The organism is Acinetobacter pecorum, assembly GCF_014837015.1.
GTDB lineage: Bacteria > Pseudomonadota > Gammaproteobacteria > Pseudomonadales > Moraxellaceae > Acinetobacter > Acinetobacter pecorum.
In genome coordinates, this window is the sequence record NZ_JACSPT010000013.1 from 76,067 (window position 1) to 88,699 (window position 12,633).

Consider the following 12,633-nt stretch of genomic DNA (forward strand, 5'->3'; position numbering starts at 1 on the left):
ATTCACTTGCATTTTCAAGTGAGCAGGTTAAGTTTAGACTATTGTTCTCATTAACTGCTATTGAAATTTATGAAGACCCTAAAAATTGCAACTCGACAAAGTCCACTTGCGCTTTGGCAAGCGGAACATATCCGTGCGCGCCTACAAGATTTGCACGCTGGTTTGCAGGTCGAGTTAGTCACTTTTGTTACACAGGGCGATAAAATTCTCGATACGCCACTGGCCAAAATTGGTGGAAAAGGACTATTTGTAAAAGAATTAGAAGCCGCCTTACTGGATGGTCGTGCAGATCTCGCCGTACATTCCATGAAAGATGTTCCGATGGCTTTGCCGCAAGGCTTAAGTCTGGCAGTGATCTGTGAACGTGAAGATCCACTGGATGCTTTTGTGTCGAATACTTATGCCAGCTTTGATGAACTACCACATGGTGCCAAAGTGGGAACCTCAAGTTTGCGCCGTAAAACCCAGATTTTAAAACAGCGCCCAGATCTGGACATTATCGATTTACGCGGTAATGTCGGCACGCGTTTATCCAAACTGGATGCAGGTCATTATGATGCGATTATTCTGGCCAGTGCCGGTTTAAAACGCTTAGGTCTGGCAGAACGTATTCGTCATACCCTGACACCTGAAATCAGTTTGCCGGCCGTGGGTCAAGGTGCGCTGGGCCTGGAATGTCGTACTCATGATCAGGCAGTGCTGGACTTGATTCAGCCACTCCTGCATGCAGATACAGATGCTTGCGTACGTGCCGAACGTGCCTTTAATGCCTATCTGGAAGGCGGATGTCAGGTGCCGATTGCAGGTTATGCCACGCTCAAAGAGGGTGTGATTTCAATCGAAGGTCGTGTAGGCAGTATCGATGGAGCAGTTTTGCTTCGAGCACAGCAGACTGGGAAAATTGCGGATGCTGAACAATTGGGGATACAGCTGGCAAAAGACTTGCTTGACCAAGGGGCTGGCGAGTTGCTCAAAACAATTTATTCAAACTGATGTTATTGATTAATACCCGCCCCAGTGACCGTGCTATAAGCTTGACCCAGCAGTTACAGGCAGCGCAGGTTGCTGTTTTAGAATTGCCTCTGCTCGAGCTGCATGCCATACCTTATTCCGATGAGCTGTTGCACTTGTATCAGCAGCTGGAACAGGTACAGATTATTGTAGTAGTCAGTCCGACGGCAGTCAAAATTGGCATGCAATATTTGCAACAGGCGGGCGTTGAGTTATCGGCTCTGGGGCAGGTACATTGGGTTGCGGTAGGTAAGGCCACTGAAGACGCACTAGCGAGATACGGTATTCACAGTGATGTACCAGAAGTTGAAACCTCGGAAGGTATGTTGCAATTGCCGGTGCTGAAACAGCTGGCTGTTGGCTCGAGTGTGGCTTTCTGGCGCGGAGAGGGTGGCCGTCAATTTATGATGGATCATTTACGTGCCAGCAATATTAAAGTTTTAAACTTTATTTTGTACCGGCGGCAATGTCCTGAAACGGCGGCAAAAACTCTGGCAGAGAACCTGGGATTGCTTGAGGCACAGCAGCATTTTGCGGTGCTGATCACCAGTGAAGCGAGCTGGTTAAACTGGCTGACACTCCTGCAAAAGGATGCGGAGTTTATACAGCGAGCCTGTTATTTGGTTTTGGGGCCACGTTTGGCCAGTATTCTTGGGAAATATCAACAGCAGCATCAGGCAAGTTTTCAATTCGTACAAATCGATGATTTAGACGCAAACACAATCTTGCAGAAAATGGGGCTGATATTAGGGAACGCATGAAGAAACTATTCATTGTATTGTTCATCTTAAGTTTGTCGTGGCTCGTCAAGCTTAGCTATGACCTGCATGTTCTGAATACAGCACAGACTGAATTGCAGCAAAGTATTGGTCAGTTACAGCAGCAAAATGCCATGCTTAATGATCAGTTCGTGGCTTTAAAGCGCCAGATTTCTGCTCAGCAGGAAAAGACTGGAGTCACTGCAGCAAAAGCATTCGCAGGGGAGCCGATAACGGCTGAAATGCAGAATGATATTGCCTTGGTACAGCAACATCTGGACCTGATCGAATTTGCATTGCAACAGCAACAATATGCCACCGCCATTGAAAAATTAAATCAGTTGTCCAATGAGTTGGATGATTATGTTCTGGCGCCCGCTTTAGTGAGCAGTTTGCAGCAAGTGATTGCAAAAGATCAGGACATGCTGAAAAAATTCGTGAATAACCGATTGGTGCAGCAAGGCAAATTAAAAGAAGTTTTGGTGAAGATGGATGCTGAAATTGAAAAGGAAATTCAGAAGCCATATCGTCAACCGCCAGTGTCTCAAGGTTCTTTCTGGCAGCGCTGGATTCAGATCGAATCTGCAGATCAGCCTAGTACAGTCTTGATGCAACGGCATCTGGTACTTAAAGAAGCCCAGCTACGTTTGCTTATTGCACAGAGTGCCTTGCAGCAAGATCAATCTGTCGCTTTTCAGCAGGCACTGAATGCGGTGATTGAGGTCTTGGAGCAATTACCAGATACGCAGAGCCAGCAATGGATTCAGCAGTTGAAACAGATCAAGGCGACACCGATCACTCCGATTCCATTATTGAACACACGCACCCTAGTGGGCTAATTGCTTATGAAACAGATTTTGCAGGCCTATTTATTTATATGCTTACTTGGCATTGCTGGGCTAAGTATCCTCAGTTATGGACATGGGGCTGGCTATGTCTATCTATATTGGCGTGAATGGCAGCTGCAGACCACGGTCTGGTTTTTGGCCGCATCCTTGGTGAGCATAAGTTTTCTGATACAGTGCATCTGGTATGCCATCAAACAATATCGCAATCGTGAACAGCGTAAGACGGAAACAGTATTTAGTTTTTCCCGCTTACATCCTTATGAACAACTGGCAGTTATCTGGCTATTAAATGCTGCACAGGATCAGCGGGATTTTATTCAGCAGTCTTTTAGTAAATCGGGCTTACTCAAGCATATTATAGATGCACGTTTATCTTGGGGGCAGCAGCAGTATAATGAGGCATTAACTGCATTGAATCAGTCCAGCCCAATGGCATTTGAATTGGCAGAATTGCAGCGGATTGAAATTTATTTATCACAACAACAAGGTGAACAAGCACTCACCCATTTAGAGTTTTTAAATCAGCATGAATTATCACCTTGGTTAATTCAGGTTAAATCAGCCTATGAACAGCGTCTTGTTGCGTTATGGGGGGTATTTGCCATACAGTTTCCCTGGTTATATTTACGCTCGACCCAATACGGACATTTAGACCAGAAAGTAAAAAAAATATGGCTTGAACAATTATTGCTAGCCTATGATCAAGCCACACAGGAAGATTTATTTTATTTACAGCAACGTTATTTAGATTTAAAACCGCAAATATTTGATCGTGACTATTCAATAAAATTATTATGGTTGAAGTTATTATTCAGAATGCCGGAAATGAGTGCTGAGCATGAGGTGCTTGCAATTCATTTGATGGAGCAGCAGTTTAATCAGGATGTTTTTTATTTGTGGTTCCAGCAACAGTTATTACGGCAAAATCCGGATTATAATGCGATTGCACAGCAGATTTCGTACTGGGAGGCGAAATATCCGGCATTACCGATTTTAAGCTTTGCAAAGTGGCATGTACTGCAAGCGACAGGCTATACAGATCAAGCCCAGCAACTACTCGACTTATATCCCGATGATATTCGTATGAGTTATTTAAGAATTAAAGCTGCCTTGCAGGATCGGGAGGACTTACTGCAGCAGCTGAATGCAGTATTTGAATCTAATGTAAACTTTATAGAAATTAAGACTTGAGAATAATAATGTCGGAATTAGACCAATACCCAGTCGTTTATGAGCAAACTATAGCATGGGGTGATATGGATGCCTTGGGACATGTCAATAATGCCATGTATTACCGCTATGTCGAAAGTGCACGCCTGGCATATTTGAATTTATTGGATTTAAACAATGGATCAGTAATTACAGTAGTTGCTTCAAATCAGTGCCGTTATTTAAGCCCCGTGGTTTTTCCTGATCATTTGAAAATTGCAGCGCGTATTGAAGAAATCCGAAATAGTGCAGTCAGAATGCAATATCTATTATGGAGTGAAAAACAGCAGGGTATTGTGGCTACTTCTGAAGCAGTGATTGTTTGCGTGGATAAAATAACCATGCAGAAAACTCCAATTCCAGATTATATTCGTGAAAAGATCAAAGCAATTGAATTAACTGTTCAACATAAAATCTAAAAATGAATGAATTATTTTGATTTGTAATTTTTTTTAAACTTTATTGTTGTTGCCTCAAGATTTTATATTGAATGTTTTATTTAATATAAATATGATGGGTTATTATTTAACAAAACGAATAATATTATTTTTCGGAGAGCCTTATGCCAGATATTACTCATTTATCAGTAGAAGAGTTAAAACGTTTACAAGCAGAAGCAGAATCACTTATTGCTTCAAAAAAAGATCAGGAAATTGAAGATGCTTATCAGCAAATCTTGGCAGTTGCCGAGAAAGTTGGTATGACTGTTGAGCAGTTGCTGGAATTTGGTGCATCTAAACGTAAGAAATCGTCACGCAAGTCGGTTGAACCACGTTATCGTAGCAAAACCAATCCGGATGACACCTGGACTGGCCGTGGTAAACAACCACGCTGGTTGGTGGCAGAACTGGAAAAAGGTGCAAAGCTGGACGATTTCCTGATCTAAGCTCCTATCTGATTTCGTCATTAGTCTGTCATACAGACAGACTATGATAATTAAACCAAGCATCCCTGCTTGGTTTTTTTATATCTATGAATTGGCGTTAGGAGAAAAGTGTGCATAATGTGTAGGTATAAGGAAAAAATTATAAATGAGGATTTGGACTTGAGTGATTGGTCGTGGTGGGGATGAGCAATAAACCGAAAACTTTAAGATGGTTGATCCTTGCTCTTGTTGCATTTTTTGTTTTTGTGGTATTACAAGTGCCAGCAGCCTGGTTAATTTCAAAATTTTATAAAAATAACCAGACTTTGCATAATGTAAACGGAAATATCTGGCAAGGAAGTGCGGACTGGAAAAAAGGTAATCTTCGGGGCAGTCTGAACTGGAAAGTGCGGCCTCTGGATTTACTGTTGCTGCGAGTTGGGGCACATGTGGATATACATAGTGGCAATACTCAGCTTTCCGGGATCATGGCCTATGGTCTGAATAAATCTTTTATTGTGAAAAATCTTGAAGGGCAGGTTGCTGCTGAAACCTTAAAAAAAATTGCGGACTGGCAATGGCCAAGCACTGCAATCCAATTTAAAGATCTGGATTTTAAATATAAGCCACAGCAGGGTTTTAGTCAGGTGGCCGGACAAATGCAATGGGCGGGTGGCGAGCTGATTTATACCTTTGCCCAGCGCCAGGAGCGCATAAACATCCCCGCGTTGACCGGCACATTGACCGAGGAAAATGGACAGTTGCTACTCGATGTCCGCGATAGCCGTGAGCAACGTATGCTGAATATCAAGCTTGATCCCGGCATGATGCTGGATATCCAGCTCACCCAGCGCTTTTTATTGAATGCCCCATCCTATCAGGGTAAAGCAGGACTGGATACTTTTGTGATTAGTACCCGTCAGCCTCTTATGGGAGGCATTAACTGATGGCAGTTTCACTTGAAGCTTTAAAAAATATTGACCTTAAACAGGTAAATCGTGCTGCACCTGTGGTTTTACTGCTGCTGATCCTGTATTTGTGCTGGAAGCTGGCTGCACTGTTCTGGCTGCTGGTGGCTCCTCCACAGGCGATGCAGCTGGAGCGGGTCGAGCTGGGCTCACAACAGCCGCAAATACCGAATATCGGTACATTTTCTCTGTTTCAGGAAAGTGTGCAAAGTGTAGTCGTGGTGGAAGCTGCGAATATCATTTTACAAGGTGTGGTGGTCGCTAATCCACGTTATAACTCGTCTGCGGTCATCAAGATCAATGATCAGGCGGAGCTGTACCGGGTAGGAGATCAGCTGGGCAACAGTGGCCTGGAACTGGCTGAGGTGTACTGGGATCGGGTAGTACTGCGCCGTTCTGGCGGAGCGACGCAGGAAGTTTTCTTTAAAGGGCTGGAAAATGGCCTGAATCAGCCTGTCATACCTGAAACTCAAGCAGCTCCTGCTACGAGTCCTCCGGCTGGCGGGGGTGCAGGACAGGAAAATACTGTTTCCCCCCAGAATGAAATTGGTCGGGCAATCCAGCAGATGCAGGAAAACCGCGAACAGTATTTACAAAATATGGGGGTAAATGCATCGGAAGGCGGGTATGAGGTGACGGCCCGCACACCGGCCGCACTGCGTAATCGGCTGGGCTTGAGACCTGGAGACCGGATATTGTCTCTGAATGGTCAAACCTTAAGCCAGGGACAGACAGAAGCACAATTACTGGAACAGGCCCGACGCGAAGGTCAGGCTAAACTCGAAATAAAACGTGGTGATCAGGTGATGACCATACAACAAGATTTTAAGTGATGTGTCATCACATATAGGGTTAGGAAACACATAAGTTTATGGCTTTATTTAATAATAATCGATCAGCGTGGGCCTTCTGCGTGGCGACACCTCTTATGGCTGTAGTCAGCACGGCAGCTTATGCGCAAACCTGGAAAATCAACCTTCGGGACGCCGACCTGGCTGCATTCATTAATGAAGTGGCAGATATTACTGGCAAGAACTTCGCAGTCGATCCGCGGGTACGTGGCAACGTGACGGTCATTTCCAATAAAGCACTGAATAAAAATGAAGTCTATGACCTGTTTTTAGGTGTGTTGAATGTCAATGGCATAGTGGCGATTCCTTCCGGCAATACCATCAAGCTGATTCCGGACAGTAATGTTAAAAACTCGGGTATTCCCTACGATCCCCGAAGCCGTGCCCGGGGTGACCAGATTGTGACTCGGGTGCTCTGGCTGGAAAATACCAATCCGAATGACCTGATTCCTGCACTGCGCCCCCTGATGCCACAGTTTGCCCATCTGGCTGCAGTACCGGGCACTAATGCCCTGATTGTATCGGACCGCGCCAGCAATATTTACCAGCTGGAAACTATAGTCCGGAATCTGGATGGTACAGGCCAGAATGATATTGAAGCGGTGACTTTGCAGTCCAGTCAGGCAGAAGAGATGATTAGCCTGATTGAGTCCATGACGTCAACTGGTGCGGCCAAGGATGTCCAGGGTTCACGGGTACGGGTGATTGCTGATATACGTACCAACCGGATCATCATCAAGGGCGATCCCACCACGCGCAAGCGGGTGCGGCAGATTATTGAAACCCTGGATGTCCCGGCTGCAGACCGTTTAGGCGGCTTAAAGGTTTTTCGTCTGAAATATGCCAGTTCCAAGAACCTTGCAGAAATCTTGCAGGGACTGGTGACCGGACAGGCGGTGAGCAGTAATTCAAATTCGGGTACGACCTCATCAAGCTCGTCTTTACTCAGCTCCAGCAGTGATTTAAATAATAGCAATAGCGGGAATAATACGGGAAACCCTACTTCTTCTTCAGGCATTCAGCTGAATACAGGCATGAATAATGAACAGGGTGGGATTAGCAGCTTTAATGCCAATGGGGTAAGTATTATTGCTGATGCGACCCAAAATTCTCTGGTGGTGAAAGCCGATCCACAACTGATGCGGGAAATTGAATCGGCGATTAATCAGCTCGATATCCGCCGTCAACAGGTACTGATTGAAGCGGCCATTATTGAAATTGAAGGCACCGATGCCGATCAGCTTGGGGTACAGTGGGCTTTGGGTGATATCAGCAGTGGTGTTGGCCTGGTTAATTTTGATAATTTTGGGACTAGCCTGAAAAATATTGCGGCCGGTTATCTGACGGGTGGCGGTGCGGGTGCATTAAGTTCAATCGGAGCGGGCAGTTCACTGGTACTGGGTGATTATCGTGAAGGCAGTGATGGTTCGCGCCGTCTGTATGGAGCGATTATTCAGGCCTTGAAAGAAAGTACCAAGTCTAATCTGTTATCTACACCTTCCATTGTGACCATGGACAATGAAGAAGCCTATATTGTGGTGGGTGAAAACGTACCTTTTGTCACCGGCTCAGTGTCCACAGGGGTTGGCGGTGTGGTCAATCCTTATACCACTATTGAACGTAAAGATGTCGGTGTCACTTTAAAGGTAGTTCCGCATATTGGTGAAGATGGCACGGTACGTCTGGAAGTCGAACAGGAAGTGTCTGATGTCAAGAGTAGTAAAGGACAGGCACAGGATCTGGTGACGAGCAAGCGTGCAATTAAAACCTCGATTCTGGCTGAACATGGACAAACGATTGTTCTTGGCGGGCTGATTTCGGACAATACCCGCTATGGCCGTCAGGCCGTACCTGGTCTGGGTGCGATTCCCGGAATTGGACGTTTGTTCCGTTCGGAAGGTCAATCTAACCAGAAGCGTAACCTGCTGATCTTTATCCATCCAACTATCGTGGGCAATAAAAATGCAGTGCACAGACTGACCCAGCAACGCTATAGCCAGTTATATAGTCTGCAACTTGCATTAGACTCAGATGGAAACTTTGCCAAATTGCCAGAAAGTGTTGAAGATGTGTATCAGCAGCGAATTCCAGTATCCAAAATGCCACTACAAAATTCAACCTATCAAACTGTGCCGACAGCTCCTGTTCAGGTGCAGCCAGCTGATGTGATCGTCACGCCGGTTGCGATTGAGCCTGTGATTCAGCGTCAAGTAGTACAGCCCGTCCAGCAGGTGGAAAAAAGTAAAAATACCGTTACAACAACTACACTTAGACCAAAAAGCTAAGACATTCTCATTTGTAGACAGCATGTTATGATAATGTCAAAGAGAACAGAGAAGTAACTTTCATGACTTGGAAAATACACGCAATTACAGGCGACTTAACAGGACAGGAAATTAGCATTGACCGTGACATGGTGGTAGGACGTCATCAGGCAGCAGATATCGTATTGCAGGCTGCGGAAATCTCCCGCAAACATGCGGCATTTTTACTGAAAGATGGTGCGCTCTGGGTACAGGATTTGGGTTCATCCAACGGTACTTTTGTTAATGATGTACAGATTGAACAGGCAACCTTATTAAAGCAGGATGACATTGTTCAGTTCGCCAGCTTGAAATTTTCGGTACTGGCACCTGTGGCTGCGGTAGAGGTTCCAGCAGAAATTGAAGCAACAGCAGAAAAAGTTGTGGATCAGGTTGAAGTGGCGGAGCCTACACCTGCCCAGAAAATGAATGATCAGGGAATGCCGGAACTGAAACAGCGTGATGCTTCGGTACAGTTGACCCGTGACGGTATGCCAACCAGTGTTGGTATTCCAAAACCGGCACCTATTCCAGAAAACGTAGATATTAGTGCAGTAAAACCTGAGCCAGCGCCAGTTCCGGTTGAGCAGCCTGTATCACGTGTAGAACAGGAAAAAGAAACCCAGAAAAATGTATCTGTTGGTTTGATTTCAGTGATTGTGCTGATTATTTTGGCAATTATGGCTTGGTTGTTGTTCAAATAAGCTGATGATTGGTTACAATCAAGGCATGCATAGCGCATGCCTTTTTTGTGGCTGCGCACATTATAAAAGAGGGTCGGGATGTCTATTGCACAATTAGAAAAGCGTGAACTGATCTTGTTCGATCTGGATGGTACGCTGGTGGATTCAGCTCATGATCTGTATCGCGCCATGAATATGAGCCTGAACGTGCTGCAATTGCCGCTGGTGACCGAAGAACAGGTACGGACCTGGGTGGGCAAGGGCACCTCGATATTCTGTGAAAGTGTACTTCAGCATCTGGTGGGCGAAGTTACGCCGGCACAGCATCAGGAACTCTTAAGTACCTTTCTGGATATCTACAATGTTGATCCCTGTGTAGATACCGTTCCTTTTCCAGGAGTCCTGAAATTTCTGGATTGGGCCAAAGCCCAAGGTAAAACCCTGATTTGTGTCACTAACAAGCCTGAACTTCCTGCTCGTAGTATTCTGGATACCTTGGATATGGCCCATTATTTTGCCGATACCATTGGTGGCGACCGTTTTACTGAACGTAAACCGCACCCACGCCAGTTGCTGCACTGTGTTGAACATTATGGCGTAAGCAACGAACAGGTGTTACTCATTGGCGATTCTTCCAATGATGTCGAAGCCGCACGCCGCGCCGGGATTGATTGTGTTGTGGTCAGCTATGGCTATAATCATGGTGAAAATATTGCAGATTGTCAGCCGCAGCAGATTGTGGATGATCTTAGAGAATTACTTGCCTAATACGCGTACTAAGGAAAGAAAATGAATAGTTGTAAGGTTTTTCGATGGCGTCGCTCAGTTCAATTCTATTTACATACTGAGTAACCCTAATTTAAAGAGAAAAACCGCATGACCACTCAAGCACAATTCCAGCAACTTGCTGCACAAGGCTATAATCTCATTCCTGTTTATCGTCAGCGTCTGGCAGATACCGATACACCCCTTTCTATTTTTGCACGCCTTAAGCAGCATCAGCAGGCTTATTTATTTGAATCCGTAGAAGGCGGGGAGAACTGGGCGCGCTATTCGATTATTGGACTAGGTGAATCTACCGTATTTTCCTGCAATGCAGGCGAACTGACGGTACAGCATGCAGATGCTTCAATTGAAAAACAGCACTGTGCTGATCCATTTCAATATATTCGTGACTTTCAGGCGCAATTTAAGGTGCCTACCCAGGCAGAATTGCCGGACTTGCCAAGCTTTACTGGTGGTCTGGTAGGCTATTTTGGCTATGATGCCGTGCGCTATATCGAGCCGAAGTTAAAAAATGTACCGGAAGCTGATCCGGTCGGATTACCCGATATCTGGATGATGCTGTCTAAAACTGTCATCGTGTTTGATAATTTGAAAGACACCTTGTTTCTGATTGTGCATGCCGATGCCGCTGATTCTGGAGCATATCAGAAGGCACAGCAGCAGCTCGATGACTTGGAGCATATTCTGGCAACGCCGGTTAGCCTGAAAGCAGAAAAACATACCCCGCCGCATTTTGAGTCCCTTACTGGACATGACAACTTTATTGCCTCAGTAGAAAAAGTTAAAGAGTACATTCGTGCTGGAGATGTGATGCAGGTCGTTCCTGGTCACCGGATGGTCTCTGATTTTGATGGTGACCCGCTACAGGTCTATCGTGCACTGCGTCATCTTAATCCATCACCATACTTGTTTCTGGTGCAAGGCCGGACTTTAGACAATAACACGCCGTTCCATATTGTCGGTTCTTCACCGGAAATTCTGTCCCGTCTGGAAAATGGCATTGCCACAGTCCGTCCATTAGCGGGTACCCGTCCACGCGGCAAAACCAAAGAAGAAGATCTGGCACTTGAGCAGGACTTACTCTCTGACGAAAAAGAAATTGCTGAACATGTCATGCTGATTGATCTGGGACGTAATGATGTGGGACGCATTGCTAAAATCGGTAAAGTGCAAGTCACTGATCAAATGGTGATCGAGCGTTATTCACATGTCATGCATATTGTCTCCAATGTCCAGGGTGAAGTACGTGATGATGTTGATGCTCTGGATGTTTTTAAGGCAACTTTTCCCGCAGGCACACTTTCAGGCGCGCCAAAAATCCGTGCCATGGAAATTATTGACGAAGTTGAGCCGGTAAAACGTGGAATTTTTGGTGGTGCTGTTGGTTATTTAGGCTGGCATGGTGAAATGGACATGTCGATTGCAATTCGTACCTGTGTCATTCGCGAAAATAAGGTCTATGTACAAGCCGGAGCAGGGCTGGTTGCCGACTCAAATCCTGAATCAGAGTGGAATGAAACCCAAATAAAAGCTCGCGCAGTGATCAAAGCGGTTGAATTATCATCAAATGGTTTGATTTTATGAGTTTTTGAGGTTTTTTTTGAAAAAAACACTTGCATGGTTTCTGAGTTTTGCTAAACTGCACACCGTTCCGATACGAAACGTACGAAACACTAAGAAACGCCGGCATAGCTCAGTTGGTAGAGCAACTGACTTGTAATCAGTAGGTCCACAGTTCGAATCCGTGTGCCGGCACCATCTTGGAAGTTTGGTAGTGTAAAGTAAAGAACAGCACTGATGTAAGTGTAAAAAATGGTGAGGTTCCCGAGCGGTCAAAGGGGGCGGACTGTAACTCCGCTACGAAAGTTTCGAAGGTTCGAATCCTTCCCTCACCACCAATTTTAAGACTTCAATAAGTGGTTTGTACCAACATCGTGCGGGAGTAGCTCAGTTGGTAGAGCGGTAGCCTTCCAAGCTACATGTCGCGAGTTCGACCCTCGTCTCCCGCTCCATTGAAGTACTAATATTTGCTCTTATAGCTCAGTGGTAGAGCACTCCCTTGGTAAGGGAGAGGTCTCGAGTTCAAATCTCGATAAGAGCTCCAGATTACAGTTTAGCAACTCTAGTTGCAAAGAAATTCCAAAAAGCAGGCTATTTAGTCTGCTTTTCAAGTATTTGATGTTCGGTTTTTTTAAACGATATGTCGGAGCTGGGTTTTACTCAGAATTGTGTTCGACGTAAACGAGGAAGATTAACATGGCTAAGGCTAAGTTTGAACGTAATAAGCCACACGTTAACGTGGGCACAATTGGTCACGTTGACCATGGTAAAACAACTTTAACAGCTGCGAT

General features: G+C 45.3%; 13 protein-coding genes and 4 tRNA genes. All 17 read left to right on the top strand.

Annotated elements, in window-relative coordinates:
- The first annotated feature begins 69 nt into the window (after positions 1–69).
- Entirely contained in the window at positions 70–993 is a 924-nt protein-coding gene (hemC, locus tag H9629_RS10790) for a hydroxymethylbilane synthase (RefSeq protein WP_064094989.1), read from the top strand.
- Positions 993–1,772 carry a uroporphyrinogen-III synthase gene (locus H9629_RS10795; RefSeq protein ID WP_064102642.1) on the top strand — a complete coding sequence of 260 codons (780 nt, stop codon included), beginning with the start codon at positions 993–995 and terminating at the stop codon, positions 1,770–1,772. The genes hemC and H9629_RS10795 overlap by 1 nt, the downstream gene beginning before the upstream one ends.
- On the top strand, positions 1,769–2,608 hold the full coding sequence (locus H9629_RS10800; RefSeq protein WP_191731071.1) for a hypothetical protein: 840 nt from the start codon (positions 1,769–1,771) through the stop codon (positions 2,606–2,608). The genes H9629_RS10795 and H9629_RS10800 overlap by 4 nt, the downstream gene beginning before the upstream one ends.
- Before the next feature lie 6 nt (positions 2,609–2,614).
- Positions 2,615–3,808: a heme biosynthesis protein HemY gene (locus H9629_RS10805; RefSeq protein WP_191731072.1), complete on the top strand. Its 1,194-nt coding sequence runs from the start codon at positions 2,615–2,617 to the stop codon at positions 3,806–3,808.
- Between the two features lie 8 nt (positions 3,809–3,816).
- Positions 3,817–4,245 carry an acyl-CoA thioesterase gene (locus tag H9629_RS10810; RefSeq protein WP_064102645.1) on the top strand — a complete coding sequence of 143 codons (429 nt, stop codon included), beginning with the start codon at positions 3,817–3,819 and terminating at the stop codon, positions 4,243–4,245.
- A gap of 143 nt (positions 4,246–4,388) precedes the next feature.
- On the top strand, positions 4,389–4,712 hold the full coding sequence (locus H9629_RS10815) for an H-NS histone family protein (protein ID WP_064094984.1): 324 nt from the start codon (positions 4,389–4,391) through the stop codon (positions 4,710–4,712).
- Positions 4,713–4,894: 182 nt separating this feature from the next.
- Positions 4,895–5,638, top strand: coding sequence for a type II secretion system protein N (gene gspN, locus H9629_RS10820; protein ID WP_064102646.1), 744 nt, complete (start codon positions 4,895–4,897; stop codon positions 5,636–5,638).
- On the top strand, positions 5,638–6,492 hold the full coding sequence (locus tag H9629_RS10825; protein WP_191731073.1) for a type II secretion system protein N: 855 nt from the start codon (positions 5,638–5,640) through the stop codon (positions 6,490–6,492). Before gspN ends, H9629_RS10825 begins: the two co-directional genes overlap by 1 nt.
- 38 nt (positions 6,493–6,530) lie before the next feature.
- Entirely contained in the window at positions 6,531–8,795 is a 2,265-nt protein-coding gene (gene gspD / locus H9629_RS10830; protein WP_191731074.1) for a type II secretion system secretin GspD, read from the top strand.
- Positions 8,796–8,857: 62 nt separating this feature from the next.
- Entirely contained in the window at positions 8,858–9,517 is a 660-nt protein-coding gene (locus H9629_RS10835) for an FHA domain-containing protein (RefSeq protein ID WP_064094980.1), read from the top strand.
- Positions 9,518–9,595: 78 nt separating this feature from the next.
- Complete coding sequence (locus H9629_RS10840; RefSeq protein ID WP_064102649.1) at positions 9,596–10,264, top strand: phosphoglycolate phosphatase; 669 nt, start codon at positions 9,596–9,598, stop codon at positions 10,262–10,264.
- A 108-nt stretch (positions 10,265–10,372) separates the two neighbouring features.
- Positions 10,373–11,866, top strand: coding sequence for an anthranilate synthase component I (trpE, locus tag H9629_RS10845; protein WP_064102650.1), 1,494 nt, complete (start codon positions 10,373–10,375; stop codon positions 11,864–11,866).
- Between the two features lie 98 nt (positions 11,867–11,964).
- Positions 11,965–12,040 (top strand) — tRNA-Thr (locus H9629_RS10850).
- Positions 12,041–12,096: 56 nt separating this feature from the next.
- Positions 12,097–12,180: transfer RNA gene (locus H9629_RS10855), tRNA-Tyr, on the top strand.
- Between the two features lie 38 nt (positions 12,181–12,218).
- Positions 12,219–12,294 (top strand) — tRNA-Gly (locus tag H9629_RS10860).
- A gap of 17 nt (positions 12,295–12,311) precedes the next feature.
- Positions 12,312–12,386: transfer RNA gene (locus tag H9629_RS10865), tRNA-Thr, on the top strand.
- 152 nt (positions 12,387–12,538) lie between these two features.
- Positions 12,539–12,633, top strand: a 95-nt coding sequence (locus H9629_RS10870) for a GTP-binding protein (protein ID WP_017397055.1), incomplete at its 3' end; no start/stop codon positions are given.